At 75.2% G+C, this 26,112-nt stretch carries 27 protein-coding genes; 15 read left to right on the top strand and 12 right to left on the bottom strand.

The features are described 5' to 3' along the window. The first annotated feature begins 97 nt into the window (after nt 1-97). Entirely contained in the window at nt 98-1,360 is a 1,263-nt protein-coding gene (locus AC0OO9_RS14865) for an MFS transporter (RefSeq protein WP_484517684.1), read from the top strand. Here AC0OO9_RS14865 and AC0OO9_RS14860 read toward each other — a convergent pair. Then, on the bottom strand, nt 1,254-1,820 hold the full coding sequence (locus tag AC0OO9_RS14860) for a VanZ family protein (protein WP_484517683.1): 567 nt from the start codon (nt 1,818-1,820) through the stop codon (nt 1,254-1,256). The two genes, AC0OO9_RS14865 and AC0OO9_RS14860, sit on opposite strands and share 107 nt — an antisense overlap. Nucleotides 1,821-1,893: 73 nt before the next feature. Further along, a complete protein-coding gene (locus AC0OO9_RS14855; RefSeq protein WP_484517682.1) occupies nt 1,894-3,096 on the bottom strand; it encodes an FAD-dependent oxidoreductase in 1,203 nt (400 codons plus the stop codon). A 68-nt stretch (nt 3,097-3,164) separates the two neighbouring features. On the opposite strand from AC0OO9_RS14855, the gene AC0OO9_RS14850 reads away from it, so the two are divergent. From AC0OO9_RS14850 to AC0OO9_RS14840, 3 genes are all read left to right on the top strand, one after another. Then, entirely contained in the window at nt 3,165-3,743 is a 579-nt protein-coding gene (locus AC0OO9_RS14850; protein WP_484517681.1) for a TetR/AcrR family transcriptional regulator, read from the top strand. Between the two features lie 79 nt (nt 3,744-3,822). Next, nucleotides 3,823-4,368 (top strand): SigE family RNA polymerase sigma factor, encoded by a 546-nt coding sequence (locus AC0OO9_RS14845; protein WP_484517680.1) that lies wholly within the window; start codon nt 3,823-3,825, stop codon nt 4,366-4,368. Continuing rightward, a complete protein-coding gene (locus AC0OO9_RS14840; RefSeq protein WP_484517679.1) occupies nt 4,365-5,546 on the top strand; it encodes a hypothetical protein in 1,182 nt (393 codons plus the stop codon). The genes AC0OO9_RS14845 and AC0OO9_RS14840 overlap by 4 nt, the downstream gene beginning before the upstream one ends. A 69-nt stretch (nt 5,547-5,615) precedes the next feature. Here the strand turns inward: AC0OO9_RS14840 and AC0OO9_RS14835 are convergent, their stop codons facing one another. Further along, complete coding sequence (locus AC0OO9_RS14835; RefSeq protein WP_484517678.1) at nt 5,616-6,518, bottom strand: sulfurtransferase; 903 nt, start codon at nt 6,516-6,518, stop codon at nt 5,616-5,618. Between the two features lie 114 nt (nt 6,519-6,632). On the opposite strand from AC0OO9_RS14835, the gene AC0OO9_RS14830 reads away from it, so the two are divergent. Together AC0OO9_RS14830 and AC0OO9_RS14825 are read left to right on the top strand one after the other, a co-directional pair. Beyond that, the gene (locus AC0OO9_RS14830) at nt 6,633-7,160 is read left to right on the top strand and encodes a SigE family RNA polymerase sigma factor (protein ID WP_484517677.1); all 528 of its coding nucleotides are present in this window, start codon (nt 6,633-6,635) and stop codon (nt 7,158-7,160) included. Next, the gene (locus AC0OO9_RS14825; protein ID WP_484517676.1) at nt 7,153-8,403 is read left to right on the top strand and encodes a hypothetical protein; all 1,251 of its coding nucleotides are present in this window, start codon (nt 7,153-7,155) and stop codon (nt 8,401-8,403) included. The genes AC0OO9_RS14830 and AC0OO9_RS14825 overlap by 8 nt, the downstream gene beginning before the upstream one ends. A 97-nt stretch (nt 8,404-8,500) precedes the next feature. Here the strand turns inward: AC0OO9_RS14825 and AC0OO9_RS14820 are convergent, their stop codons facing one another. Then, nucleotides 8,501-8,947: an imidazolonepropionase-like domain-containing protein gene (locus AC0OO9_RS14820; protein WP_484517675.1), complete on the bottom strand. Its 447-nt coding sequence runs from the start codon at nt 8,945-8,947 to the stop codon at nt 8,501-8,503. Nucleotides 8,948-8,950: 3 nt separating this feature from the next. Then, nucleotides 8,951-9,718: an SGNH/GDSL hydrolase family protein gene (locus AC0OO9_RS14815; RefSeq protein ID WP_484517673.1), complete on the bottom strand. Its 768-nt coding sequence runs from the start codon at nt 9,716-9,718 to the stop codon at nt 8,951-8,953. Nucleotides 9,719-10,155: 437 nt separating this feature from the next. Between AC0OO9_RS14815 and AC0OO9_RS14810 the strand changes: the two genes are divergently transcribed. Continuing rightward, nucleotides 10,156-10,527, top strand: a complete 372-nt coding sequence (locus AC0OO9_RS14810; protein ID WP_151452779.1) for a hypothetical protein — start codon at nt 10,156-10,158, stop codon at nt 10,525-10,527. Next, complete coding sequence (locus AC0OO9_RS14805) at nt 10,524-11,024, top strand: roadblock/LC7 domain-containing protein (RefSeq protein ID WP_484517672.1); 501 nt, start codon at nt 10,524-10,526, stop codon at nt 11,022-11,024. The genes AC0OO9_RS14810 and AC0OO9_RS14805 overlap by 4 nt, the downstream gene beginning before the upstream one ends. Before the next feature lie 145 nt (nt 11,025-11,169). On the opposite strand, the gene AC0OO9_RS14800 is transcribed toward AC0OO9_RS14805, so the two are convergent. Both AC0OO9_RS14800 and AC0OO9_RS14795 read right to left on the bottom strand, forming a co-directional pair. After that, on the bottom strand, nt 11,170-12,384 hold the full coding sequence (locus AC0OO9_RS14800; protein ID WP_484517671.1) for an MFS transporter: 1,215 nt from the start codon (nt 12,382-12,384) through the stop codon (nt 11,170-11,172). Further along, nucleotides 12,381-13,031 (bottom strand): NADPH-dependent FMN reductase, encoded by a 651-nt coding sequence (locus tag AC0OO9_RS14795; RefSeq protein WP_484517670.1) that lies wholly within the window; start codon nt 13,029-13,031, stop codon nt 12,381-12,383. The genes AC0OO9_RS14800 and AC0OO9_RS14795 overlap by 4 nt, the downstream gene beginning before the upstream one ends. A gap of 54 nt (nt 13,032-13,085) precedes the next feature. Here AC0OO9_RS14795 and soxR point away from each other — a divergent pair, with 54 nt between their 5' ends. The 5 genes from soxR to AC0OO9_RS14770 all read left to right on the top strand — a co-directional run bounded on the left by soxR (nt 13,086) and on the right by AC0OO9_RS14770 (nt 17,041). Continuing rightward, nucleotides 13,086-13,574, top strand: a complete 489-nt coding sequence (gene soxR, locus AC0OO9_RS14790) for a redox-sensitive transcriptional activator SoxR (protein WP_421456472.1) — start codon at nt 13,086-13,088, stop codon at nt 13,572-13,574. 55 nt (nt 13,575-13,629) lie between these two features. Continuing rightward, nucleotides 13,630-15,399, top strand: coding sequence for a proline--tRNA ligase (locus AC0OO9_RS14785; RefSeq protein WP_484517669.1), 1,770 nt, complete (start codon nt 13,630-13,632; stop codon nt 15,397-15,399). A gap of 56 nt (nt 15,400-15,455) precedes the next feature. Beyond that, a complete protein-coding gene (locus AC0OO9_RS14780; RefSeq protein WP_132235410.1) occupies nt 15,456-15,881 on the top strand; it encodes a CBS domain-containing protein in 426 nt (141 codons plus the stop codon). 75 nt (nt 15,882-15,956) lie between these two features. Further along, complete coding sequence (locus tag AC0OO9_RS14775) at nt 15,957-16,385, top strand: SufE family protein (RefSeq protein ID WP_311409990.1); 429 nt, start codon at nt 15,957-15,959, stop codon at nt 16,383-16,385. 20 nt (nt 16,386-16,405) lie between these two features. After that, nucleotides 16,406-17,041 (top strand): DsbA family oxidoreductase, encoded by a 636-nt coding sequence (locus AC0OO9_RS14770; RefSeq protein ID WP_484517668.1) that lies wholly within the window; start codon nt 16,406-16,408, stop codon nt 17,039-17,041. Nucleotides 17,042-17,132: 91 nt separating this feature from the next. Here the strand turns inward: AC0OO9_RS14770 and AC0OO9_RS14765 are convergent, their stop codons facing one another. Next, nucleotides 17,133-17,681 (bottom strand): YbaK/EbsC family protein, encoded by a 549-nt coding sequence (locus AC0OO9_RS14765; RefSeq protein ID WP_484517955.1) that lies wholly within the window; start codon nt 17,679-17,681, stop codon nt 17,133-17,135. Between the two features lie 151 nt (nt 17,682-17,832). On the opposite strand from AC0OO9_RS14765, the gene AC0OO9_RS14760 reads away from it, so the two are divergent. Further along, on the top strand, nt 17,833-18,033 hold the full coding sequence (locus tag AC0OO9_RS14760; protein WP_151452774.1) for a hypothetical protein: 201 nt from the start codon (nt 17,833-17,835) through the stop codon (nt 18,031-18,033). 47 nt (nt 18,034-18,080) lie between these two features. Here AC0OO9_RS14760 and AC0OO9_RS14755 read toward each other — a convergent pair whose 3' ends face one another. The 4 genes from AC0OO9_RS14755 to AC0OO9_RS14740 all read right to left on the bottom strand — a co-directional run bounded on the left by AC0OO9_RS14755 (nt 18,081) and on the right by AC0OO9_RS14740 (nt 21,305). Further along, entirely contained in the window at nt 18,081-18,275 is a 195-nt protein-coding gene (locus tag AC0OO9_RS14755) for a hypothetical protein (protein ID WP_132235413.1), read from the bottom strand. Nucleotides 18,276-18,312: 37 nt separating this feature from the next. Then, nucleotides 18,313-19,089 carry an SDR family oxidoreductase gene (locus AC0OO9_RS14750; protein WP_484517667.1) on the bottom strand — a complete coding sequence of 259 codons (777 nt, stop codon included), beginning with the start codon at nt 19,087-19,089 and terminating at the stop codon, nt 18,313-18,315. A 91-nt stretch (nt 19,090-19,180) separates the two neighbouring features. After that, nucleotides 19,181-19,819, bottom strand: a complete 639-nt coding sequence (locus AC0OO9_RS14745) for a GAP family protein (RefSeq protein ID WP_484517666.1) — start codon at nt 19,817-19,819, stop codon at nt 19,181-19,183. Between the two features lie 91 nt (nt 19,820-19,910). Further along, a complete protein-coding gene (locus AC0OO9_RS14740) occupies nt 19,911-21,305 on the bottom strand; it encodes an MFS transporter (protein ID WP_484517665.1) in 1,395 nt (464 codons plus the stop codon). A gap of 310 nt (nt 21,306-21,615) precedes the next feature. Here AC0OO9_RS14740 and AC0OO9_RS14735 point away from each other — a divergent pair, with 310 nt between their 5' ends. Continuing rightward, nucleotides 21,616-26,046, top strand: coding sequence for a cation-translocating P-type ATPase (locus AC0OO9_RS14735; protein WP_484517664.1), 4,431 nt, complete (start codon nt 21,616-21,618; stop codon nt 26,044-26,046). Nucleotides 26,047-26,112 lie beyond the last annotated feature (66 nt).

Raw genomic sequence — 26,112 nt, 5'->3', positions numbered from 1 at the left:
GCCTCCGCTACCCGTCGGTTGGCTCACGTCCGCCGCCCGGGACGCCAGGTCCGGGCCCCTTGACCCTCGACCCGGTCGAGCCCGGAGGGTCGCCGGCATGACCGCACCCCCGCTCGGCCGCGACTACCGGCTGCTCTGGTCCGCCGCCGTGTCCTCGCGTCTCGGCGTCGCCCTGCGTACGCCGGCACTGGCGCTGCTGGCCGCGACGCTGACCCGCGATCCCCGGGTGATCGCGGCGGTGACCGTGGCCGGGCAGCTCCCGCCGCTGCTGTTCGGCCTGCTCGGCGGCGTGTACGCGGACCGCTGGGACCGCCGCCGGACGATGGCGGTGGTGGACGGCCTGCGCGCGGCCGTGATCGGCGCACTCGCCCTCGCAATCGCCCTCGACCGGGCGGGCGTCGCCGCGCTGGTGGCCGTGGCCTTCCTGCTCGCCGCGCTCGGCACCCTCTTCGACGCCGCCTCGTTCGCGATGCTCCCGTCCGTGGTGCCGCCGGCCGCGCTGCCCCGGGCCAACGGCCGCCTCCAGGCCGGCTCGGCGGTGGCGGGCGGCTTCCTCGGCGCCCCGGCCGCCGGCGTGCTCTTCGCCCTGGCCGCCCCGCTGCCGTTCGCCGTGGACGCCCTCACCTTCCTCTGCGCCGCCCTGCTGACCCTCGCCCTCCGTCCCGTCCCGCCCAGCCCCCGCGCCCACCCCGGGCGCCGGTCGGTGTGGCAGGAGGCCGTCGAGGGGGTGCGGTGGGTACGCGGGGACGCGACGCTGTGGCGGCTGACCGTCGCTACCGCCGGGAGCAACCTGGCGATCAGCGGGCTGATGGCGGTGCTGGTGCTCTACGCGCTCGACGTGCTGCGGGTGCCGCCGGCCGGGTACGGGCTGTTCGCCGCGGGGGCGGTCCTCGGCGGGCTCGCCGGTGGGCTCGGGGCGGGCCGGTTGGCCGCCCGGCTCGGCACGGTGCCCGCGCTGCGCGTCGTGCTCGCCGGCCAGGCCGTCGCGCTGACCGGGCTCGCGCTGGCCCGGCACCCGGTGCCCGGCGGGCTGGCGCTGGCCGTGTTCGCAGCCGGCACCACGGTGTGGAACGGCCTCTGGGCCTCGTACGGGCAGCGCCACGTGCCGCCCGCCCTGCTCGGCCGGGTGGGTGCCGCCCAGCGGATGGTCGGCCTGCTCACCGCGCCGGTCGGGGCGGCCCTCGCGGGCATGGCCGGCGCGGCGTACGGGGTGGGACCGGTGGCGGCGGCGGTGGCCGGGGTCTTCGTGCTGGTCACCCTCGCGGCGTGGCGGACGCTGCGACCGGCCGCGCCGGCACCGGCCGCCGCGCCCACCAGCGTCGCGACAGCAGCCCGGCCAGAGCGGCGCCCGTCGCGTTGAGCAGCACGTCGTCGGCCGAGGAGACCCGGCCGAGGTCGAGCGCGTACTGGAGGGACTCGACCAGCACGGAACCGGCCGCCCCGAGCAGGAACAGCCGGCCGACGCCGGCCAGTGCGGCCAGGCGTACCGGGGCGAAGAAGCCCAGCGCGGCGAAGACCAGCAGGTTGCCGACGACCTGGACCACGGCGGTCACCGGCGGCCCGGTCAGCAGGTCGGCCAGGTCGCGCAGCGGCACCGGGTCGACCTGCCGGGGCGCGGGCCGGGGGGTGAGGATCATCCACACCCACGGCAGGGTGCCGGCCACCGCGCCCACCTCGGCGACGCTGCGCCGCCACGACTCCCCGACCGTCGCGGCGTCGCGGCGGTGGCGCGCCAGCAGGGCGGTGAGAAGGGCCAACAGGGGCAGCCCGGCGGCCACGGCGAGCAGCACGCCACCCCAGTCCCGCCACACCTGACCCACCGGGGCAGCCTAGCCGCGCGCCCCGTCGCGCCTGATCGACCGGGCGGCCCGGCCGCGCGATCCGCCGGGCAGGTCAGCCGCGCGTCCCGTCGCGGTGGTGCAGGCCGGAGAGGCGCATCGCGACCCGGTGCCGGGCCGGCGGCACGGCGCCGAGCAGGCGGAACAGCAGGTTCCGGGCCGGCCGGGCGGCCGGTGGCAGGGTGGCGAGCCGGGTCAGCCGGTCGGCGAGGGCCACCACCTCCGCGGCCATCGGGCGGCGCCGGGCCGCGTACGCGTCGAGCAGCGCGTCGGGCGCGCCGTCCAGCACGTCGGCGAGTGTGTCGCCGAGGTCGACCGCGTCCACGATGCCGAGGTTCATCCCTTGGCCGCCGGCGGGGCTGTGCACGTGCCCGGCGTCGCCGGCGAGCAGCACCGGCCCGCTGCGGAAGGTGTCGGCGATCCGGTGGTGGATCCGGAACCGGGAGCCCCAGAGCACCTCCGTCACCCGGTCGGGGCGGCGGGCCGGGCCGCGCTCGTCGAGCAGCGCCTGGAGGTAAGCCCGGTCGGGCACGGCCGGAGCCTCCGCCACGGCCGCGACCAGCCGGACCACCCCGTCGGGCAGCGGCGCCCAGACCAGCGGACCGGAGCGGGCCAGGAAGAGGGACACCCGGTCGCGGGGCAGCGCGCTCTCCAGCCGGACGTCGGCGAGGGCGAACGACTCCTCGCCGCCGGCCGGGCCGGAGAAGCCGATCCCGGCCCGCTCCCGCACCGTGCTGTGCATCCCGTCGGCGCCGACCAGGTAGCGGGCCCGGACCGTCGCGCCGCCCGCGAAGGTGGCGAGGACGCCGGCCGCGTCGGGGGCCAGCCCGGTCATCTCGTACGGGCGCAGCACCGGGACGCCGAGCGCGGCGAGCTGCCCGGCGAGCACCTCCTCCGTGACCGACTGGGACACCATCAGCGCGTAGGCGTGCCGGGAGGGCAGCGTGTCGAACGGCACGGTGAGCAGCGCCCGGTCGCGGTCGCGGACCGTGAACCCCGGCGACCGCAGCCCGCGCGCCACCAGCGGGGCGCCGGCGCCGATCCGGTCCAGCGTCTCCAGGGTGTACGCGTGCACCACCGCCGCCCGGGAGGTCCGCGCCGGCCGGTCCAGCCGGTCGACCACTGTCACGTCGACCCCGCGCCGGGCGAGGGTCAGCGCGGCGGTCAGCCCGGTCGGGCCGGCACCCACCACCAGGACGTCCGTGCTCGTGGGCAGCATCGCCGACCTCCATCCGTCAATGCCAACGGATGTTGGCAAACGCTTGTTGGCAACGTTAGGGCGGCCGACGGTGGAGTGTCAACAGGTGTTGGCATACGGTCGTGGGCATGACCGACGCCGCGCCGATCCGTACCCGCCGCTCCGACGCCACCCGGGCGGCGATCCTCCGCGCCGCCCGCGAACGCTTCGCCGCCGACGGCTACGACCGGGCGACCATCCGGGCCATCGCGGCGGACGCGCGGATCGACCCGTCGATGGTGATGCGTTACTACGGCAGCAAGGAGGGGCTCTTCGCGGCGGCGGCCGAGTTCGACCTGCGGCTGCCCGAGCTGGCCGACGCGCCACCCGAACGGCTCGGCGAGCTGCTGGTCCGGCACTTCGTCGACCGGTGGGAGACCGACGGGACGATGGCCGCGCTGCTGCGTACGGCCGCCACCAACCACGCCGCCGCCGAGCGGATGCGGGGCATCTTCGCCGACCAGCTCACCACGGCGGTGGCCCGGGTCGTGCCGGAACCGGCGCAGGCCCCCCGGCGGGCGGGGCTTGTCGCCAGCCAGATGCTCGGCCTGGCGCTGACCCGGTACGTGCTCCGGCTGCCCCCGGTGGTCGACGCCGACCCGGCCGAGCTGGTCGCCTGGGTCGCGCCGACCGTCCAGCGCTACCTGTGTGGTGCGCCCGACGCCTGATCTCGCCGCCGCGCCCAACCTTTTCCGGCCCCGGTGCGTCTGTCTTGTGACGCGCGACGGCCGGCCGGAGGGAGGGCGGATGGGACCGCCGAAGACCGACGACGGGCGGGACGGCTACGTCACCTTCGTCGAGAGCCACCAGCACCGGCTGCTGCGCGCGGCCTACCTGGTCTGCGGCAACCGGCACCAGGCCGAGGACCTGCTCCAGGACGCCCTGCTCAAGCTCGCCCTGCGCTGGCCCTCGGTGCGGCACGGCGACCCGGCCGCGTACGTGCGGACCATCCTCTACCGCGACGCCGTCTCCTGGTGGCGCCGACGCCGCCGGGAGTGGCTGAGCGAGTACCCGCCGGAGCGGGCCACGACCGAGGGCGACGGGGCGCTGCGGCTCGCGCTGCGCGACGCGCTCGGCCACCTGCCGCCCCGGCAGCGGGCAGTGCTGGTGCTGCGCTACTTCGAGGATCTCACCGAGGCCGCCACCGCCGAGGCGCTCGGCGTCACCGTCGGCACCGTCAAGAGCCAGTGCCACATGGCGCTGCGCCGGCTCCGGGAGATCGCGCCCGAGCTGGGACGCGACGAGGGACGGCCCGGCGGCGGCCTGGTCACCGGAATGGAGGTGAACCCGTGAGGGAAGACGATCTGCACCGGCTGCTCACCGTCGCCGCCGAGGACGTCCGGCCGGCGCACCCCGCCGCGACCGGCTGGGAACGGGCCCGCCGGGTGCGGCGTGCCCGCCGCGCCGCCGGCGCCACCGTGCTCGCGGTCGCCCTGCTCACCGGCGGTACGGCACTGGCCCTGCGCCCCGCCGCGCCGCCAACACCGGCCACCACCGCGACACCGGAGAAGAACCCGACCCCGCACCCCGTACCCGTGCAGACGCCCCCGGCCGACCTGGCCTATCCCGGGCACCCGCTGGGCCGCCTCGGCGACCCGGTCGGCGCGACGCTCTCCGACCGGCCCGTACGCCGGGCGCTGGCGCTGCACCAGCCGATCGACCCCGGGACCGGTGTCGCCGGCCGGATCCGGGTGCTCGGCGACGACGGCGTCGTACGCGACCTCGACGTGGTGACCCCCGCCCCGACCCGCGACGCCGGGGGCAACGAGGCGGTGCCGCTGAAGAGCGGGAGCCTCTCCCCGGACGGGCGGACGGCCGCCTTCGCGCAGACCGACGAGGTGATCGTGGTCGACCTGACCACCGCCGTCGTACGCCGCCACCCGCTCAAGGGCTACCTGGAGCACGTCCTCTGGTCCGGCGACCGGCTGCTCGTCGGCGACGACGACACCACGTACGAGCTGGACCGGGCCACGGGCGCCACCCGGAAGCTGCCCCTGTCTCCCTGGGACGCGGTCACGCCCGACCCGGCGGCCCCACCGAACCTCCCGCTCGAACTGGGTGGCACGCCACCGAACCTGACGGAGGTCCGGTGGACCGCCGACGAGACATACCGGAGCATCCGCCGGGTCGACTTCCGCGCGCTGCCTCCGGGCAACCGGGTCGACGAGTTCTACGGGCGGGGCTGGCAGCGCGGAGACCGGGTGGCTCGCGCCGGCTGGATCACCACCGGCACGATGGGCGGGCTGGAGGGCGTCGCGCTGCTGAACGCCGACACCGGCATCGTGACGCACCTGCTCGACCTGGGCCGGGACCGCTGGAAGGGCTGCTGCGAGGTGCTCGGCTGGGACTCCGACGGCGCGGTGCTGCTGCGCCACAACCCGGGCGGGCTGCTGCGCTGGCGGCCGGAGACCCGCGAGATCACCGGCGTGACGCGGAACCTGTTCGGGGCGGTGTCGCTCTCCGCCGGCTGACCTGTCCCGTACCACGGCAGGGCCGGTCCCCGTGCGACCGTGGCGGGCGCGCGGGGACCGGCCGGCGCGTCAGCCCGCCAGGCCGCCGGGCTGGTCGCCCTTCACGACGGGGGCCCGCACCAGGTTGCCCCACTCGGTCCACGAGCCGTCGTAGTTGCGCACCTGCGGATAGCCCAGCAGGTGCCGCAGCACGAACCAGGTGTGGCTCGACCGCTCGCCGATCCGGCAGTACGCCACGATGTCGTCGTCCGGGCTCAGGCCGAGCTGGTCGGCGTAGATGGCGCGCAGCTCGTCGGCCGACCTGAACGTGCCGTCGTCGTTGGCGGCGGACTTCCACGGCTTGCTGACCGCGCCCGGGATGTGCCCGCCACGCAGCGCGCCCTCCTGCGGATAGTCCGGCATGTGCAGCATCTCGCCGGTGTACTCGCCCGGCGACCGGACGTCGACAAGCGGACGGCCCGCCGCCACGTGCGCCATCACCTGCTCGCGGTACGCCCGCACGGGCGCGTCGTTGCGCTGCGGCACCGGGTAGTCGGCGCGGGGCCGGGCCGGCTTGTCCCGGGTCGTCTCGCGGCCCTCGGCGACCCACTTCTGCCGGCCGCCGTCGAGCAGCCGCACGTCCGGGTGGCCGAAGAGGCTGAACACCCACAGGGCGTACGCGGCCCACCAGTTGAAGTTGTCGCCGTAGAAGACGACCGTGTCGTCCCGGCCGATGCCCTTGGCGGCGCACAGCTCGGCGAAGCGCTCGGCGTCCAGGTAGTCCCGGGTCACCTGGTCGTTCAGCTCGGTGTGCCAGTCCACCTTCACGGCACCCGGAATGTGGCCGGTGTCGTAGAGCAGCACGTCCTCGTCGCACTCGACGACGACGAGGCCCTCGTCGCCCAGGTGCTCGGCCAACCATTCGGTGGTGACCAACCGCTGCGGGTCCGCGTACGACTGGAGTCGGGGATCGGGATCGCTCGGCACAGACATGATCCCCAAGGTACGCCGCATCCCGGGCCGGCGGCCGGCCATCGGAAATCGGTGCAGCGAATCCGACGCGTCGCGCGTGACAGTGGCGAGACCCGCCAACCAACGAGGATCGCCATGACCGTACGGCACCGAACCGGGCCGCCCCGGGCCGCCGCGTCACCAGTGGACTTCACCGACTTCTACCAGGCGCACTTCCACCGCCTGGCGGTGCAGCTCTACGCGTATCTGGGAGACCACGCCGAGGCGCAGGACCTGACCCAGGAGGCGTTCTGCCGGGTGCTGGAGCGCTGGAACCGGATCAGCGCGTACGACGACCCTTCCGCGTGGGTCCGCCGGGTCGCCTGGAACCTGGCCACCAGCCGGCTGCGCCGGGTCCGCACAGTCGTCCGGCACCTGGCTCGGCAGCGGGAGGAACACGTCCCCGGCCCGGAACCCGACCGGGTGGCGCTGAGCCGTGCCCTGGCCTGTCTGCCCACGAGCCAGCGCCGGGCCGTCGTGCTGCACCACCTGGCGCACCTGAGCATCGCGGAGATCGCCGACCAGATGGACGCCCCCGAGGGCACCGTCCGCTCGTGGCTGTCCCGGGGGCGGGCGGCGTTGGCCACCTACTTCACCGAACGGCAGGAGGCCCACGGTGCGTGAGAACGACCTGGACGAGATGTTCGCCGAGTTCGAGGCCGACGTGATGACCAGTTTTCGCCCGCCGGGCGTACCGACGGCGGAACGCCGGATACGCGACCGCCGGCGACGCCGCCGGTTGCTGGCGGGCATGGCCGCCCTCCTCCTGGCCGGACCGGCCGGAGCATTCGTCGCCGCCGGCCGGGGCGCGGACCCCGACCCGCCGGCCCCGACGCCCGTCCCCTCCGTGTCGCCGACATCCACCGGGCAGCTCCCGGAACGGAAAGTCGCCCTGCCCGGCGCGCCCGGCAAGCTGACCGGCCTGCGATTCGTCGACGCCCGGCACGGCTGGGCGCTCTTCGACACCTGCCACTCAGGCGACCTGGACGCGACCGGCTGCCGGCGGGCCGTCGGGCGGACCACCGACGGCGGGGCGACCTGGCAGCCGACGTCCACGCTCGCCGACGCGAAGGGGTTGGCGCAGCTGTTGCCGGTCGACGACCAGACGCTCACGGTGCTGGTCCGCGACGGTTACCTCGTCACCACGGACGGCGGCGCTGCCTGGTCCCGCCACTCGTTCAGCGCCCCGCCGCCGGCCACGCAGACGGGCACCGCCACCCGCAGCGGGTTCCTCGTCCGCTGCCCGGGCAGAAACGGCCTGGAAGGCAAACCGTGTCCCCGACGGGAGCTGACCCGGGTCGGCTTCGGACCCGTCCGCCCGCAACCCCCGGTGGCCCTCACCGAGGAGACCGAACACAGCCTCATCGAGGGCGGCGACGGGCGGCTCTGGCTGACCGTACGCGACGGGGACCGGCTCACGGTCCTGCTCAGCACCGACGGGGCGGCGAGCTGGCGGAAGCTGCCGGCCGTGGCGGGGGCCGGACGGCTCCTGGTCTCCCCGGACGGCGCCGACGCCTGGCTGGTGGGCGTCCGGGACAACGGATTCGTCGTGGCGGCGGCAAAGCAGGTGTGGCGGCTGGCCGGAAGCAGGTGGGAGCAGCGACCGGGCCTGCCCGACAACACCAGTGACGTCGCCGCCGCGAACGGCGGGATCCTCGCCGTCACCAGTCCCTACGGCAGCGCCGGCTTCTGGGCCGACGGACGCTACGTCGACGCGCCCGAGCTGCGCGCCGCGCTGCGGGACGACACCGACGCCAGCCTGTCGGTGGAGGTGCTGCGGGACGACACGGTCGTCGTGAGGACCGGATCGGCCCAGATCATGGGCGTCGGCTCCGGCGTCACACGTACGTGGACCCTGGTCTCCTGACGGCCCACGACGGCCGACCCAACGAGCCTGCGTGTGTCGGTCGGGTTCGTCGGCGTCGCTCTGACGGGCTCGGACGGCTGGCTCGTCGGCGTCGCGGTCAGGCGCGGCGGTGGGCGATCCGGCCGGCGACCACGGTCACCAGGCAGGCGCCGTCGGCGTCGAGGACCGCCAGATCGGCGCGCCCGCCGGGCGCCAGCGTCGGCGGTACGGCGGCCGGCAGCACCGCCAGGTCGCTGCGCTCCACGGCGGCCCGCAGCGCCGGATCGGTCAGGTGACCGGCCAGCACGGCGGTCACCCCGAGGCGCAGCAGCGCGTGCACCCGCTCGCGGGGAGTGTCGGCGGCCGGCAGCGGCCCGTCGTGCACCAGCCCCGGCCCGAGTGTGCCGGGCCAGCGGCGGATTCGGGCTCCGGCGTACGCCCCGGTCAGCTCGGCCAACGACCCGACCGCGACGATCCGGTCGGCCCGGACCGCGACGGCGGCCCCCGGGGTGGGCGGGGCGTCGGGCGCGGTCCGCAGCAACGGCGCGGCGTGCAGGGTGAGCACGACTCAGTCGATGATCGGGCCGAGCGACGGGCGCTTGGCGGTGACCGTGTCGCCGGAGGAGCGGCCGGTGAGCCGGCGCTTGATCCACGGCGCCAGGTGCCGCCCGGCCCAGCGCAGGTCGGCGGCGCGGGCGGCCAGCCAGGGCGTCGGCGCCGGATGCGGCGGCACCATCAGCCACTCCTCGTCGCAGCCGACACCCAGCGCGTTGAGCACCTGCGCCGCGACCCGCCGGTGCCCGGCCTCCGACAGGTGTAGCCGGTCGGTGCTCCAGAGCATCGGGTTGAGGTACGCGTCGTCGGCGTACAGGTCGACCAGGATGGCGCCGTGCCGCTCGGCGGTCTCGCCGACGGCCCGGTTGAGCAGTTGCACCCGGGGCGCGACGAGGCGCTGGCCGGGCAGCCGGGCCATCACGTCGGCGAACCGGAACAGGACCACGTCGGCGCCGCCGGAGCGCAGCCTGCGCACCACGTCGTCAAAGCGGGTGACCAGGGCGTCCGGGTCGAAGGTGCGGCGGAGCACGTCGTTGCCGCCGGCCGCGAAGCTGATCAGGTCGGGCTTCATGGCGAGCGCGGCGGGCACCTGCTCGGCCACCACGCCGGGGAAGAGCCGGCCCCGGATGGCCAGGTTCGCGTAGCGGAAGTCGGGCCCGGCCTCGGCGGCCAGCCGGGTGGCCACCAGGTCCGCCCAGCCCCGGTAGCTGCCGTCCGGGTACGCGTCGTCCATGCCCTCGGTGAAGCTGTCCCCGACCGCCACGTAACTGCGCCAGCGCACCTGATCATCCCTCCGACGTGCGGTGGGAAAGAGCACCCCGGTGGAGGAAGGGGCCCTTTCCGACGCGGGACAGTCTTCACCAGGAGAGCCGGTGCCGGGGGGCACCGACGGACAAACGTGGCGGACGTCATCGTTGGCGGCGGGACCGTGCCCACAGGCGTGATCCGGGATCGGGGCCACGAGCCCGATCACCGCGCTGCGTCGATGCGAGGAGTTCCGTGGCGCCGTCGACAACCCTCGGAGCGTCCTATTTGCGGGGACCGCCGGCCGTCCCGCGCGGTCCGGTCAGGTGGATGGCGGCGCCAGCAGGTGCGCTGCGGCCTGCGGTGTGCGAGCCTCGTCCAAGCCTTTTAACGAGGTTGTAACACTTGTCACCGCCGTGTCACCCTCTGCACCGCAGCGGGCGACGCCGCCCGCACGTCCTGGGAGAAAGCAGCGTGTCGAACCTCGACCTGGCACTGAAGACCGCGATGAGCATCGACGGCGCGATCGGCGCCGCACTCGTCGACTACAACAGTGGGATGACCCTCGGCGTGGCGGGTGGAACCGGGGAGATCGACCTGACCGTCGCCGCCGCCGGCAACACCGATGTCGTCCGCGCCAAGCTGCGCACCATCGAGATGCTCAACCTGAACGACGAGATCGAGGACATCCTCATCACCCTCGGCACGCAGTACCACCTGATCCGCCCGGTGACCAGCCGCACCGGCAAGGGACTCTTCCTCTACCTGATGGTGAGCAAGAGCCGCGCCAACCTGGCGATGGCGCGTCACCAGCTGCGCAGCATCGAGGAGAGCCTGGAGCTGTGAGCGGGATCGACGACACCGAGACCCCGCTTCCCCGCCGCACCGCACGCACGGGCACCCTTCCGCCGCCCCGGTCGTTGCCCCCGTCGCTGGCCGGGAACACGTCGCTGCCGTACCCGGCGATCGGGCACGAGCTGTCGGAGCTGCGCCTCCAGATCCCCGGGGTGCACGGCTGCGTCCTCGGCGGCGTGGACGGCCTGCTCATCACCCACAACCTGCAGACCGACGTCGACCCGAACGACCTGGCCGCGCTCGCCGCCACCACGTACGGGCTGGGCCGGCAGGTCGGGCTGCGGCTGGGGCAGGGCGAGTTCCAGCAGTCCACCGTCCGCAACGCCGGTGGCTACCTGAGCGTCTACGCGGTCAGCCCGCAGGCGCTGCTCGCGGTCGTCGGCGAGGACAGCATCAACGTGGCCCGGCTGCACCTGCACGCCCCGCCGGTGGCCGAACGGCTCGCCGCCCTGCTGGAGCAGCCCGTCCACGCCAGCCACGGGTCCTGAGGGCAGGCCCTGCCAGGGGTACCGCCACCGGGGAGGGAACTTCCCGCCTTCGCACCGCCGACGGTCGGCCGATCGGGCCCGAAGATCCGATCTGCCGGACCGGCTTCGGCAGGTCGCCGGCCAGGGCGCGGGCTGCGTCGGCGGGTCAGGCCGCCGACGACCGCTGCCCGACGCACAGGCGGATGGCGAGCAGCGCCAGGGTGACACCGGTCAGCGCCGCCCCGGCCAGGAACGTGCCGCGCGTCGAGGTGGCCGCCTGGACCGACCCGAGCAGCAGCGGCGAGACGAACAGGCCGGCGAAGGTGGCGCTGGCCAGCAGCGCGGTGGCCTGGCCACGCCGGGCGGGCGGGGAGTGTTCGGCCACCAGGACGGTCAGCGCCGGCACGACCAGCCCCATGCCGATTCCGAACACGGCTGGCGCGACCAGCATGAGCGCCGGCGAACCGGTCAGCCCGAGGGTGACCAGCGCGACCGTGAAGACGGCGAGGGTGATCGCGAGCAGCCGCACCTGACCCAGGCGGGCCCGGGCCCGGGCGTAGCCCAGACCGACGACGCTCATGGCCAGCGACGGGGCGCCCGTGAACAGCGCCACGACAGCCGTCTCGGTGATGCCGACCTCAGCCAGCCGCAGCGGCAGGAACACCAGCACCCCGTACAGCAGCAGGCTGGTCACCACCTGGAGGCCGTAGATCCCGACGAGCGCGGGATGCCCACGCAGCAGGTTCCACAGCGACCCCGGCCGGCCCGGTGGCGCACCGGCGTCGACTGCGGCGCGACGCCCCGGGAGCACCCGGAGCGTGACCAGGCCGAGCGGCACCCCGACCAGGTAGACGCCGAACGGGGCGTGCCAGGAGAGCCCGCCCAGCACTCCGCCCAGCAGGGGGAACAGCACTCCGCCGAGGCTGATCGCGGTGGACCGCCAGCCCATCGCCCGGTCGCGGGCCGCCCCCTCGTGCAGGTCGAGCAGCCCGAGCGTGGTCCCCGCGAAGACGAGCGCCGCGCCGACGCCGAAGATCAGGCGGGTGGCGATCAGCAGGGGGTAGCTGTCGGTGACCAGACCCGCGCCGCCGGCGAGACCGTACAGGATCAGCCCGAGGGCCAGGGGCGTGCGCACCCCCCACCGGTCGATGGCGCGGCCCACCAGCGGGCCGGCGAGGGCGAGGGAGAGTCCGTGGGCCGTGAGGACGAGCCCGGCGGCGGTGCCGGTGAGCCGCAGTTCGCCGCGGATCAGCTCGACCACCGGGGTCAGCACCGCGCCCGCGAGCACGGTCAGCAGGGAGCCGGCGAGCAGGACGGCCGTCGCCGCCCGGCGACCGGCGACGGGGGCGGTGGCGGCGGGAGCCGCGGCGATGCCCGTCACGGGCGGGCCGCCCTCGGCCGGCCGGCGTCGGCGGCCGGCGGTGGGGCAGGGTTCGCCCTCACCGGCGGGGCCGGGGCCGCCGCCGGGCGGCGGACCGGGGCCAGGGCCGCCGCCCAGGTGAGCAGTTCGTCGAGCATCGCGTCCAGGCTGCGTTCCTGGTGGGCGGCGGGGGTCAGGCGTTCCCCGGTGAAGTCGGTGGGCAGGGAGAGCCCGACGGCGGTACGCACTCCGGCGACCCGGACCTCCGCCAGCACCAGGCGCAGCGCCTCGACGGCCCGCCAGCCCCCGGTCACGCCGTACCCGACGAAGCCGGCCGCCTTGTGCTGCCACTCGGCACACAGGTAGTCGATCGCGTTCTTGCAGGCGGCCGAGGTGGAGTGGTTGTACTCCGGGGTGACGAAGACGAACCCGTCGCACGGCTCGACGGCGGCGGCCCAGGCCCGGGTGTGCGGGCGGCGGTAGTCGCCGAACGCCGCCGGGACCGGCTCGTCCAGCAGGGGCAGGTCGAAGTCGACGAGGTCGAGCCGCTCGAACGCGACGGCCCGGTGCCGCTCACGGGCGACGTGGTGCACCCACTCGGCCACCGCCCTGCCCCGTCGTCCGGGCCGCGTCGACCCGACGACGATTCCGATCCGTATCGGCTCCATGACGCGAGTCTTCAACCTCGACCATGGTCGAGGTCAAGCCGCTAGCATGCCGACATGGCGAGCCTCCCGCCCCAGCACACCGAACTGACCGTCGGCCAGGTCGCGGCCCGCACCGGCGTCGCCGTCACGGCTCTGCACTTCTACGAGGCCAAGGGGCTGATCCACAGTCGACGCACCAGCGGCGGACAGCGCCGCTACCCCCGCGACGTGATCCGGCGGGTGTCCTTCATCCGGGTCGCCCAACGGGTCGGCATCCCGCTCCGGCTCGTCGCCGAGGCGCTGGCCGGTCTGCCGGACGGGCGTACCCCGACCCGGGAGGACTGGGCCGCGCTCTCCACCACCTGGCAGGCCGAACTCGACCAGCGCATCGCCCAGCTCCAGCACCTGCGCGACGACCTGACCGACTGCATCGGGTGCGGCTGCCTCTCCATCGACCGCTGCCTCCTGCGCAACACCGACGACCACCTCGGCGAGACCGGTCAGGGCCCGCGCCGCCTGCTCGGCCCCGTCCCGGCGACGCCACCCGCCCCGGAACCGGGCTGACCGCCGTACCCGAAATGGATCGTCGTCCCGCCACCGGCCCCCGTACGCTGCGCCAATGCTGCTACGCATGTCGACCCTGCTGCTCCGGACCCTGCGCGAGGACCCGGCCGACGCGGAGGTGCCGAGCCACCGGCTCCTGCTGCGCGCCGGCTACATCCGTCGCGCCGCACCGGGCGGCTACACCTGGCTGCCGCTGGGCAAGCTGGTGCTGGACCGGGTCACCGAGGTGGTCCGGCAGGAGATGACGGCGATCGGCGACCAGGAGGTGCACTTCCCGGCGCTGCTGCCGGCCGAGCCCTACCGGACCAGTGGCCGGTGGACGGAGTACGGCGACGACATCTTCACCCTCGCCGACCGGCGCGGCGCGGAGCACCTGCTGGCGCCCACCCACGAGGAACTGGCCGCGCTGCTGGTCAAGGACCTGTTCACCTCGTACCGGGACTTCCCGGTGACGCTCTTCCAGATCCAGACGAAGTTCCGGGACGAGGCCCGGCCGCGCGCCGGACTGCTGCGCGGGCGCGAGTTCCTGATGAAGGACGCCTACTCGTTCGACCTCGACGAGGCGGGCCTCGCGGCAGCGTACGAGCGGCACCGCGGCGCGTACCGGCGGATCTTCGACCGGCTCGGGCTGGAGCACACGATCGTGCGCGCCACCTCCGGGGCGATGGGCGGGTCGGCGTCGGAGGAGTTCCTGGCGGCGACGCCCGTCGGCGAGGACACCTTCGTCGGCTGCACCGCCTGCGACTACGCGGCCAACACCGAGGCGGTGACCACGCCCGCCCCGCCGGCCGGCGACCCGGACGCCCAGCCGCCGGCCGAGGTGCACGACACCCCCGAGACCCCGACCATCGCCAGCCTGGTCGAGCTGGCCAACGCCCGACGCCTGGGCGGCCGGGACGGCTGGACCGCCGCCGACACCCTGAAGAACGTGGTGCTCGCCCTGCACCGGCCCGGTGCAAAGGAGGCCGAGCTGCTGGTGGTCGGGCTGCCCGGCGACCGCGAGGTCGACCTGAAGCGACTCGGCGCGGCGGTCGCCCCGGCCACGGTGGACGTCCTCGACGGCTGGGACGCCCACCCCGAGCTGGTCCGGGGCTACCTCGGGCCGCAGGTCCTGGCCAAGCTGGGCATCCGCTACCTGGCCGATCCCCGGGTGGTGCCGGGCAGCGCGTGGCTGACCGGCGCGAACGAGCCGGGCCGGCACGCGACGGGCGTGGTCTGCGGCCGGGACTTCGTGCCGGACGGCACGGTCGAGGCCGCCGAGGTGCGCCCCGGCGACCCCTGCCCGGCGTGCGGCACCGGCGAGCTGACCATGCGGCGGGGCATCGAGATCGGGCACATCTTCCAGCTCGGTCGCCGCTACACCGACGCCTTCGCCGTCGACGTGCTCGGTCCCGCCGGCAAGCCCGTCCGGCCGACCATGGGCTGCTACGGGATCGGGGTGTCCCGCGCGGTCGCGGCGATCGCCGAACAGCACCACGACGAGCGGGGGCTCGTCTGGCCGGCGGCGGTCGCGCCGTGCGACGTACACCTGGTGGCTGCCGGGAAGGGGCCGCAGCTCGACGCGGCGCTGGAGCTCGGCGGGCGGCTCGCCGCCGCCGGCCTGCGGGTGCTCGTCGACGACCGGACACACGTCTCTGCCGGGGTGAAGTTCACCGACGCCGAGCTGATCGGCATCCCGCGCGCCGTCGTGGTCGGCCGCCGTCTCGCCGAGGGGCACGTGGAACTACGCGACCGGGCGTCCGGCGAGCGCGTCGAACTGCCGGTCGACGGGGTGGCGGACCGGCTGGTCGAACGGGTACACCGGGAGCGCGGGAACGTGGTGTAGCGAACGTGTCACGGGGTACCGCAGTCCGATCGACTGAATGCGTTCTGGAGGCTCTCATGACCGGTTACCGGGTCAGCGACGTGATGACGAAGCAGGTCATCTACCTGCCGGCCGAGACCACCCTGGACGAGGCGGCCAGGGTGATGAAGGAGGCGGACATCGGCGACGTGGTCGTCACCGACGGCGCCACCCTCGCCGGCATGCTCACCGACCGGGACATCGTCGTACGGGCGGTGGCCGAGCGCAGCGACCCGGCCACCACCACGATCGGCTCGATCATCACCCGCGAGGTGGTGATGATCGAGCAGCACTCGACCGCGGCCGAGGCGGCCGCCCTGATGCGGGAGCGGGGCATCCGGCGGGTGCTGGTCTGCGACAGCGAGCGCAAGCTGGTCGGCATCGTCTCCCTCGGCGACCTCGCGATGCAGCTCGACCCCCACTCGGCGCTGAGCGACATCAGCGAGCAGGCACCGACCGTCTGAGGTGCAAGGAAGGGCCCCTTGCTAACGCCTACCGGTGTAGAAAGGGTCCCTTCCTCCGGCGGTAGCCTCGGAGGCATGTCATCCATGCCGGCCAGGCTTTCCGAGATCGTCGACGAGTTCGCCGCCGCGCCCCGCGACGTGGTGCTGGAGATGCTGCTGGAGTACGCCGACGTCATCCCGCCGCTGCCCGCCGGCGCCGCCGACCGGGAGGGCATGGAGCAGGTGCCGGAGTGCCAGACGGCGTTCTTCCTGCGCGCCCGGGTGACGCCGGAGAAGACGGTGGAGACGCTGTTCGACTGCCCTCCGGAGGCGCCCACCACGCGCGCGTTCGCCGGCATCCTCGCCGAGGGGCTGGCCGGGGCGAGCGCGGACGAGGTGCTCGCCGTGCCCGACGACCTCTACCAGCGGATGGGACTGGCCCAGGCGATCAGCCCGCTGCGGGTGCGCGGCGGCACGGCCATCCTGGCCCGGCTCAAGCGGCAGGTTCGGGAACAGACCAGCTAGACGGAGGGTTGTCACCCGACATGGAGATCGAGATCTACGCCGACGTCGTGTGCCCCTGGTGCTACATCGGCAAGCGTCGGCTGGAGCAGGCCCTGGAGTCGTACGACGGCGAGGTGACCGTCCGCTACCGGCCGTTCCAGCTCGACCCGTCGCCGGTGCCGGAGCCGCGTCCGCTGGTCGACGCGATGGCCGCGAAGTTCGGCGGGCCGGACCGCGTCCGGCAGATGTTCGGTCAGGTGACGGAGGTGGGGGCCCAGGTCGGCCTGAAGCTCGACTTCGACCGCGCGGTCGCGGCGAACACCTTCGACGCGCACCGCCTGGTCGCCTGGGCCACCGACCGTGGACGCGCCGCCGAGACGGTCGACGCGCTCTACCGCGCCCACTTCACCGACGGCGTCGATGTCGGCTCCCGCGACGCGCTCGCCGCGCTCGCCGCCGAGGTGGGCCTGGACGCGGCCGAGGCGCGCCGCTTCCTCGACTCCGGCGAGCGGGTGGCGGAACTCTCCGACGAGCTGGCCACCGCCCGGCAGATCGGGGTGACCAGCGTGCCCACCTTCGTGCTGGCTGGCAGGTACGCGGTCACCGGCGCGCAGGAGCCGGAGACGCTGCTCGCCGCCCTGGCCGAGGTGGACCGCCGCCAGGCCGAAGCCGACTGAGCCGTCCACGGCGACGGGCGGATCGACCTCCGACGGCAGACATCGACGTGTGTGATGTTTCACGTGCAACGGCATCGACGTCCGTCACCGGTCAGGCCGGCCTGGCCAGCCCCTCCACCACGCGCGCGCCGGGCAGCGCGCCGAGCGCCGGCCCGGGCAGCGCGATCTTGCTGTGCCGTACGCCCGACCCGATGATCACGTGCGGGGCGGCGATCACCCGCGCGTCGACCAGGATCGGCCACTGCTCCGGCAGGCCGATCGGGGTGATGCCGCCGTACTCCATGCTGGTCAGCTCCACCGCCTCGGCCATCGGCGCGAAGCTCGCCTTCCGCACGTCGAGCGCGCGGCGGGCCACCCCGTTGACGTCGACGCGGGTGGTGGCGAGTACGACGCAGGCCGCGTAGCGCACGACTCCCTCACGCTTGCCGGCCACCACCACGCAGTTGGCCGACTCGTCCAGCCCCACCTCGTACGCGGCGCAGAAGGCGGCGGTGTCGGCCAGCTCGGCGTCGATCGGCGCCACCAGCACGTCGTCGACGTCCACCGGCGCCTCGGCGGGCCACTGCCCGACGGCGGCGGCGACCGGCGGAGCGAGCAGGTCGAGCCGACTGCGGGCAGGTTCGGTCTTCAGCGTCCCCATCACGCCTGCGATCCTCGCACCCGCCCGGGCCCGGCGTTCCATCACCTGACCAGCGAGCGGAACCGTCGTCGACAGGGGGTCACCCCTATCGATCCGGAGACGGGTGCCGACGGCGTGTGGGAGCGGGTGATGCCGGGTACCGGCGATCGGCATGAGTGAACTTCCGCTGCACATCCTGACCGACGCAGGCTTCACGACCGACGAGGCGAACTCCATCGTCGACCACCTCCTCAAGGGTGTCGACACCCACGACGGGAGAGGCGAGACCGACCGGATCGACGTCGAGTCGCTCCCGGAGGAGAAGAAGGCCGCCGTCGACAAGTTCAACCTGGCCGTGGCCGCCGACTTCTAGTCACCCGGAGCACCGGCCCCGTCCCGGGCCGACCGGGACGGGGCCGGTCAGTTGCCGGTGAGAAAGCCGTTCTCGCGGAGCAGCGCGCGGTCCCGGACGGAGGCCAGTTCCTCCGCCCGCTCGGCCTGGACCCGGCGCACCTCCATCTCCTCCAGGGCGTGGCGGATGGCGAGCCGGATCACGCCGTAGAGGAAGACGAAACCGGCGACGTACAGGATGACGGTGGCGACCATGGCGAACATGGCGTCACGGTAGGCCGGACGTGAACGCGCAGGCCGTTCATCTTGCGCCCGTTCCCCCGTACGTGTCGGCGAGGTGGTCGGCCCAGGTCCGGGCGCCCTTCGGGGTCGCTTCGGTGACCAGGCCGCCCGAGCGCAGGGCGCGGCCGATCCCACCGGGGATCCGGACCGGGAGCAGCGGGCGGCGGGACCGCCGCGCGGCCGTCCACGCGCGGGCCGCGTCGTCGAAGCGGAGCACCTCCGGGCCGCCGTACTCCTCGACGCCGCGCAGCGGGCCGGCGGTGAGCCGCCGGACGAGGCGGTCCGCGACCTCGCCGGGATCCACCGGCTGGGCGAGTACGGCCGGGTCGCCGATCACGGGACCGAGGCGGCTCGCCCCACGCAGCATCCCGTCGAGGAACTCCGGGAACTGGGTCGCCCGCAGCACCGTCCACGGCACCGTGCCGGCCGCCACGACCTGCTCGGCGGCGAGCTTGTGCCGGTAGTAGGGGATCGGCACCCGGTCCACCCCGACGATCGAGACGTAGACCAGGTGCCGTACGCCCGCCTGCCCGGCGGCGACGACCAGCCGGCGGGTGCCGAGCACGTCGACCCGGTGGGTCTGCCGCCCCCGGTTCGGTGCCGAGGCCAGGTGCAGTACGGCGTCCACGCCGGCCACCGCCTCGACCACCCCCTCCCCGGTGGCCAGGTCGGCGACCACCCACGAGCCGGTACGCGCCCGCCGGCTCGTCGCCCGCACGTCCCACCCCTCGGCGCGCAGCCGGGGTAGCACCACCCGCCCGAGCCGACCGCCCGCCCCGGTGACCAGCACCCGCATGGTTCCCTCCCTCTCCGACCGTCGCGCGCCCGCCGCACGACAGTGGTGGTGACGGCGCCCGGCCCCCGCGTGTGACCGGCTGTGCGACGGCTCATCGCAGCAGCTCGGCAGCCGTCAGGACGACGAAGAACCCGATGACGATCTCGCTGACCACCCAGGAGTGCCGCCCGGCCCAGTCCCGGATCCGGGGCAGCACCGTCTCGGCCCGGTAGCCGAGCAGCAGCAACGCCAGCAGCGGCAGGGCCAGCAGCGCCAGCGTGAGCAGGACGAACGGCAGCAGGTGCCACCAGGACAGGTCGTGCCGGGCGGCGCTCGCCCCGACGGTGAGCATGGTGAGGTCGTCCGTCGGCATGGCCAGGAAGAGCAGGACGCCGAGCCGCAGCGCGTACGCCGGGCTCGCCCGCTGGAGGTTGCCCATCCACTTCGGCGGGCCGGCGGTGTGCCGGCGCAGGAAGACGACCACCGCCAGGACGAGCAGCAACGCCAGCACGGCCACGTCGATCCGGCTCTGCACCGCGCGCTGCCCGAGCCCGGCACCGACGTCGACCTTCACGGCCCGGGTGAGCAGCCAGCTCGCCGTCACCCCGCCCGCCACCACGATCCCCGCCCCGCCCAGGTAGCCCAGCGACGCGGCACGCGGCCGGTCCGCCGAGGCGAGGAAGACCGCCGCGACCAGCTGCGTCCCGGCGATCATCACCACGGCCATCGGCAGGATGGTCAGGAAGTTCATCGCCCGCCCATCCTCCCGGGCCGACGGCCGCCACCGGACCGGATCGGCACATCGCCGCCGGCCGTGCCGGGGTCGGGCACCCGGCGGGCGGTCAGCCGGCGCGGATCCCGGACGCGCCAGGCACCACCCGGCCGGCGAGCACGACACCCAGCAGGGCCAGCCCGGAGGCCACCGCGAGCGTGCCGGCGTAACTGGCCGGTCCCGGGGCCGCGCCGGCCGCGAGCACCGCGCCGGTGAGCGCCAGCACGGTTGCCGCGAAGAGCGAGTCGCCCAGTTGCAGCGAGGAGCTGTTGCGGCCCTGCTCGCCGGGGGCGGACAGCTCCAGCGTGAGCACCGACAACGAGGGGTAGAGCAGCCCCATGCCGAGACCCGCGCCGGCCCAGCCCAGCACGCCGACCCAGACCGGCACCGCCGGCGCGACGGCGAGCGTGACCACGGCCGTACCGGCGGCGATGCAGGTCAGCCCCGCCCTCGGCAGGGTGGCCCGGGAGCGCGGCGGCGGCATCCGCCCCTGCAACCAGGAACCCGCCGACCAGGCGAGCGCGCCCGTGGTCAGGACCAGGCCGGCGGCGGTCGGCGACAGCCCGCGCTCCCGCGAGAGCATCAGCGGGATCACCACCTCCGCGCCCACGAACGCGGCCGAGGCGAGACCGCGCAGCCCGATCACCGTGGGCAGGCCCCGGCCGGCGCGCAGGAACCCGGCCGGCAGCAGCCGGGGCGCGCAGACCAGCAGTCCGATCAGCGCCAGGGCCACCAGCCCGACGGCGGCAGCGCCGCGCTGCTGCCCCCCGATGTGCAACAGTGCGGCGCTCACCCCCGCCCCGCAGGCCCAGCCGATCCGGGCCGCCGCGCCGGACGGCAACCGGGTCACCGGGGGCACGCCGATCGCCCGCAGGCCGGGGTGGATCAGCAGTACCGCCGGCACCGCCACCACCGGCACCGCCAGGAAGACCCAGCGCCACCCGAGGTGTTCCACGAGCAGGCCGGCCAGCGCCGGCCCGACCAGCGACGGTACGACCCACGCGGCGGCGAACGCCGCGAAGATTCGCCGGTGCAGCGCCTCCGGGTACGCCTGCCCGACGATCACGTAGAGCGCCACCGAGAGCAGGCCGGAGCCGAGGCCCTGCACGATCCGGCCGGCGACCAGGACGCCCATGGTGGTGGCGCCACCGGCGAGCACCAGCCCCAGCACGAACCAGCCGAGCCCGTGCCACATCGGCGCCCGGGGGCCCCGCGAGTCGCACCAGATGCCGGAGGCGACCATGGCGAGCACGCCGGCGGCGAACGGACCCCCGAAGGCGATCCCGTAGAGGGCCAGCCCGTCGAGGTTGCGGGCGACGGTCGGCATGGCGGTACCCACCGCCAGCGCCTCGAAGGCGAGCAGCGAGATCAGCGCGACGCTGCCCACCGTCATCGCGCGCAGCCGGGGTGCGAAGAGCCCGGCCTCGTCGGCGACCCGGGCGGCGTGCGTCGCCGTTCCGGTCACCTCCGGCCCGCCGCGCCCGGCAGCCACAACGGTCGGTAGCCGAGGCGGGCCCGTGGGTCCGACGGACCCGGCTCGCGGCGGAGCAGTTCGATCAGCATGCGACCAGCCTCGGACCTCAACCCGGCTTCAGGTCAAGGGTGACCCGACTCTCTCCGACCCATCCGGGGAACTTCCGCTGCTCGGAGCGCATAACGGACGATCAGCCGGGAAGCCAGGCCGCCGGAGCTTCGGGCGTGGGAGGCGAGATGGCGTACGGCGGGAGCAGCGGCAGCGAGGGGCCTGACCGGCGCCCGTCCGGTCGTACGCCTCGATGATCTCACTGGTCCGCACCGCCGGCCGGCTCCTTCCGCCGGTGCCGGTGCCGCCGGTCGTCGGCGAGGCGTCCCGGAACGTCGGTGCCGTCGCGGCCCGGCTGGCGCGGGCGGCCGGGCTCAGCCGGCGTCGGGTCTGGTCCCGCCCCGGCCGGCACCACATCGAGGTGATCGGGGTCTGCCAGGACGGCGGCGACGTACTCGCACGTCAGGTCGAGGCGGCGCTGGAGCGGATGCCCGGCGTCGAGTGGGCGCGGGTCAACGCCCCGTCCGGCCGGGTGGTCGTCGCCGTCGGTACGCCGGAGCCCGCCCTGCGGGACCTCATCGCGACCGTCGCCCGTACCGAACGCACCTGCCCCCACGAGCCGGACCCGGAGATCCCGCCGCCGCACCCGCCCGAGGAGGGGCCGCGCACGCCGCGCACCCTCGGCGCGCTGGCCTCCGACGCCCTGGGCCTGACCCTCTCCGCCGCCACCCGGATCCTGCCGTTCACGCCGGTGCCGGGGGAGATCGCCGGGCTGCTCGTCGCGGTCGACCTGCACCCGAAGCTGCACGCCCTGGCGGACCGGGGGCTACGCTCCGACCCCCGCGCCGACCTGCTGTTCCCGCTGGCCGAGGCGGTGGCGCTGGGCCTGACGGGCGGCTGGGCCGGGCTCATGCTCGACGGCGCGCAACGGGTGGTGCAGTGGGGCGAGGCGCGGGCCCAGCTCCGCGCCTGGGCAGAGGCCGAACCTCGGCTGACCGGGCATCCGGAGCGGGCCGCCGCCTCCGTGCCGAAGATCGAGCGCCCCCGGCCGAAGCCGGACGGCCCCGTCGAGAGGTACGTGTCCCGGACGCTCGCCGCGGGCGCCGTGGCGGCGGCCGCCGCGACGCCGGTCGTGGGTGGGAAGCGGGCCGCCGCGCTGGGCCTCTCCACGCTGCCCAAGGCTCCTGGCAGCGGACGCGAGGGGTACGCCGCGCAGCTCGGCCGCATCCTCGCCCGCCGCGGCGTGATCGCGATGGACCGCAGCGTGCTGCGCGAACTGGACCGGATCGACACCCTGGTCCTGGACGCCGCCGTGCTCGGCTCCGACCGGGGCGTGCTGGCCGACCTGGCGCCGCTGGCCGGGGCGGACATCGGGCGGGTGGCGGCGCGCGCGTTCGCTCTCTTCGATCCCGCCGCGCCCCGCGAGCCCCGGCACGCCGACGGCTGGCGGCTCGGGCCGCTGGACGCGCTGGACGTCGAGGACCCGGGCGACACCGGCGACAGCCGGCGGCTGCGCGACGCGGGCGGACTCCTGCTCGGCCTTGCCGACGGCGACACCCTCGCGGCCGTGCTGCGGGTCGAACCGGAGCCGGCGCCGGGCGTCGACGCCCTGTCGGTCGCCGCCCGCCAGGCCGGCCTGCGGCTGGTCGTGGCCGGCGACGACGAGCGGCGGTACGGCTTCGCCGACGCCCACCTGCCGGGCCGCGACCGGCTGGCCGAGTCGGTGCGGGATCTGCAACGCGGCGGGGCCATGGTGATGGTGGTCTCCGCCGACCGCGCCGCGCTGGGCGTCGCCGACTGCGGACTGGGGCTCAGCGGCCCCGAGGAGCTGCCGCCCTGGGGCGCGCACCTGCTGCTCGGCGCCGACCTGCGGGTGGCGGCACTGATCGTCGAGGCGGCGGGGGTGGCCCGTCGGATGACCCGGCAGAACATCGGCCTGGCGATGGCCGGCACCGGCCTCGGCGCGCTGAACGCGCTCACCGCCCCCCGCGAGCGGCTGCCCGTACGCGCCGTCGTGCCCGTGAACGGGGCGGCGGCGTTGGCCTTCGCCCACGGCGTCCTGCGGGCACACCGGCTGCCCGACCGGACGGACGGCCCGACCCCGGCCGTCACCGCCTGGCACCTGATGCCGTCCTCGACCGTGCTCGACCACCTCGACACCGGCCCCGACGGGCTCGCCACCGACGAGGCCGAGCGCCGCCGGGGCGACCGGGACGCCCGGCCCTCGGGGTCGACGGGGCTGCTGCGCGCCTTCGTCGACGAGCTGGCCAACCCGCTCACCCCGGTGCTGGCCGCCGGGGCGGTGCTCTCGGCCACCTTCGGCTCGCCCGTCGACGCCGCCCTCGTCGGCGGCGTGGTCGGCGGGTCGGCGCTGCTCGGGGCGGTGCACCAGCACAACACCGAGCGGTCGCTGGCCGAACTGCTGTCCCGCTCGGCGGTGACCGCCCGGGTACGCCGCGACGGCGCGGAGCGGATCCTGCCGGCCGAGGACCTGGTGCCGGGGGACGTCGTCCTCCTCGAATCGGGGGACGCCGTCCCGGCCGACTGCCGGCTGCTGGAGTCGGCCGGGCTGGAGATGGACGAGTCCTCGCTCACCGGCGAGTCGCTGCCGGTCGGCAAGACCGACCAGCCGGTGGTCGCCGCCGCCGTCGCCGACCGGCGGTCGATGCTCTACGAGGGCACCAGCGTCGCCGCCGGCCACGGGACGGCGGTGGTGGTCGCGACGGGTGCGGGCACCGAGGCGGGGCGGAGCCTGGCGATGGCCCGGCAGGCCCCACCGTCGAGCGGCGTGGAGGCACGGCTGGGCCGGTTGACCCGGGCGGCGATCCCGCTGGCCGCCGGATCGGCGGTGGCGGTGGCCGGCGCGGGCCTGCTTCGGGGCGTACCCCTGGCCCAGACCGCCGCGACCGCCGCGAACCTGGCCGTAGCGTCCGTGCCGGAGGGGCTGCCTTTCCTGGTCAGCGCCGCACAGCTCGCCGCCGCACGGCGGCTGGCGGAGCACGGCGCGCTGGTCCGCAACCCGCGCACGATCGAGACGCTCGGGCGGGTGGACGTGCTCTGCTTCGACAAGACCGGCACCCTCACGGAGGGGCAGCTGATGCTCGCCGGGGTCGGCGACGACGGCCGGTACGCACCGGTCGACCGCCTCGACGACGGCCTGCTGCGCACCCTCTCGGCCGCGCTGCGCGCCACCCCGGGCGCCGACGACCCCCACGACCTGGCCCAGCAGACCGACCGGGCGGTCCGGTCCGGCGCGCAGGCCGCCGGGGTGACCGAGCAGACCGGCGCCCAGGGATGGGAGCCGGTGGGTGGGCTACCGTTCGAGCCGTCCCGCGGCTACCACGCCACCGTCGGCCGGGCCGGGGACCGGCTGCTGCTCAGCGTGAAGGGGGCGCCGGAGTCGGTGCTGCCCCGGTGCTCGGCCTGGCGTACGCCGGGGGGACGCGACGAGCCCCTCGACGACGAGGGCCGCGGCGGGCTGCACGCCGTGCTCGCCGACCGGGCGGGGGCGGGACACCGCATCCTCGCCGTGGCCGAGTGCCGGGTCTCCTCGCCCGAGGTCACCGACGAACAGGTGCACGACCTGACCTTCGTCGGCTTCCTGGCCCTCGCCGACGGGGTACGCGAGAGCGCCGCCCCCGCCGTACGCCGGATCCGCCAGGCCGGCGTGCACACCATCATGATCACCGGTGACCATCCGGCGACTGCCGAGGCGATCGCGGCCACCATCAGCGACCACGAGGACCAGCGGGTCGTCACCGCGACGGAACTCGACCAGCTCGACGACGAGGCCCTCGGCGCGCGGCTCGCCGCCACGGACGTGGTGGCCCGGTGCACCCCGGCGCACAAGGTCCGGATCATCCAGGCGTTGCAGCGGTGCGGACGTACGGTGGCGATGACCGGCGACGGCGCCAACGACGCCGCGGCGATCCGGCTGGCCGACGTGGGCATCGCCCTCGGTCAGCGGGGCACCCCGGCGGCCCGGGCGGCGGCCGACCTGGTGGTCACCGACGACCGGCTGGAGACCATCATCGCCACCCTGGTCGAGGGCCGGGCGATGTGGTCCTCGGTACGCCACGCGCTCAGCATCCTGGTCGGCGGGAACCTCGGCGAGATCGCGTTCAGCGTGCTGACCGCCGCCGCGACCGGCCGCTCGGCGCTCACCGGCCGGCAACTGCTCCTGGTCAACCTGCTCACCGACCTGGCACCGGCGTTGGCGATCGCGATCCGGCCACCCGACGCGGACCACGCCGACGGCCTGCTCCGGGAGGGCCCCGACACCTCGCTGGGCGAGACGATGACCCGGGAGATCGGGCTGCGCGCCGCCGCCACCACGCTGGGCGCCACCGCCGGCTGGACGCTGGCCCGCTACACCGGGCGACGCAGACGGGCGGGCACCGTCGCACTGGTCTCGCTGGTCGGCACCCAGCTCGGCCAGACGGTGCTGGCCGGCGGCACCAGCCCGGCCGTACTGGCCTCCACCGCCGCGTCGCTCGGGGCGCTGGTGGTGGTCGTCCAGACGCCGGGGGTCAGCCACTTCTTCGGCTGCACACCGCTCGGCCCGGTCGGCTGGACCATCGCGACGGGCTCCGCGCTCGGCGCCACCTTCGCCAACGGCGCGCTCACCCGCCTGGTGGAGCGCCTGCCCGGCTCCGGGACCGGCACGGACGACGAACCGGAGTGACCGGGCCCGCCGTCCGCAGTCGACCAGCACGCCGTGACCCCGGCCGGAATGAGCCCGCCGATCACG

It is taken from the genome of Micromonospora sp. USAFONa4 (assembly GCF_057197825.1).
This window is presented reverse-complemented; position numbering and strand designations above follow the sequence as displayed.

What these genes read in the sequence shown, in the direction of transcription:
- AC0OO9_RS14865 (WP_484517684.1), top strand. Translation starts at nt 98, where the DNA reads ATGACCGCACCCCCGCTCGGCCGCGACTACCGGCTGCTCTGGTCCGCC.
- AC0OO9_RS14850 (WP_484517681.1), top strand. Translation starts at nt 3,165, where the DNA reads ATGACCGACGCCGCGCCGATCCGTACCCGCCGCTCCGACGCCACCCGG.
- AC0OO9_RS14845 (WP_484517680.1), top strand. Translation starts at nt 3,823, where the DNA reads ATGGGACCGCCGAAGACCGACGACGGGCGGGACGGCTACGTCACCTTC.
- AC0OO9_RS14835 (WP_484517678.1), bottom strand. Translation starts at nt 6,518, where the DNA reads ATGTCTGTGCCGAGCGATCCCGATCCCCGACTCCAGTCGTACGCGGAC.
- AC0OO9_RS14830 (WP_484517677.1), top strand. Translation starts at nt 6,633, where the DNA reads ATGACCGTACGGCACCGAACCGGGCCGCCCCGGGCCGCCGCGTCACCA.
- AC0OO9_RS14795 (WP_484517670.1), bottom strand. Translation starts at nt 13,031, where the DNA reads ATGGAGCCGATACGGATCGGAATCGTCGTCGGGTCGACGCGGCCCGGA.
- soxR (WP_421456472.1), top strand. Translation starts at nt 13,086, where the DNA reads ATGGCGAGCCTCCCGCCCCAGCACACCGAACTGACCGTCGGCCAGGTC.
- AC0OO9_RS14785 (WP_484517669.1), top strand. Translation starts at nt 13,630, where the DNA reads ATGCTGCTACGCATGTCGACCCTGCTGCTCCGGACCCTGCGCGAGGAC.
- AC0OO9_RS14780 (WP_132235410.1), top strand. Translation starts at nt 15,456, where the DNA reads ATGACCGGTTACCGGGTCAGCGACGTGATGACGAAGCAGGTCATCTAC.
- AC0OO9_RS14775 (WP_311409990.1), top strand. Translation starts at nt 15,957, where the DNA reads ATGTCATCCATGCCGGCCAGGCTTTCCGAGATCGTCGACGAGTTCGCC.
- AC0OO9_RS14770 (WP_484517668.1), top strand. Translation starts at nt 16,406, where the DNA reads ATGGAGATCGAGATCTACGCCGACGTCGTGTGCCCCTGGTGCTACATC.
- AC0OO9_RS14765 (WP_484517955.1), bottom strand. Translation starts at nt 17,681, where the DNA reads ATGGGGACGCTGAAGACCGAACCTGCCCGCAGTCGGCTCGACCTGCTC.
- AC0OO9_RS14760 (WP_151452774.1), top strand. Translation starts at nt 17,833, where the DNA reads ATGAGTGAACTTCCGCTGCACATCCTGACCGACGCAGGCTTCACGACC.
- AC0OO9_RS14755 (WP_132235413.1), bottom strand. Translation starts at nt 18,275, where the DNA reads ATGTTCGCCATGGTCGCCACCGTCATCCTGTACGTCGCCGGTTTCGTC.
- AC0OO9_RS14750 (WP_484517667.1), bottom strand. Translation starts at nt 19,089, where the DNA reads ATGCGGGTGCTGGTCACCGGGGCGGGCGGTCGGCTCGGGCGGGTGGTG.
- AC0OO9_RS14745 (WP_484517666.1), bottom strand. Translation starts at nt 19,819, where the DNA reads ATGAACTTCCTGACCATCCTGCCGATGGCCGTGGTGATGATCGCCGGG.
- AC0OO9_RS14735 (WP_484517664.1), top strand. Translation starts at nt 21,616, where the DNA reads ATGATCTCACTGGTCCGCACCGCCGGCCGGCTCCTTCCGCCGGTGCCG.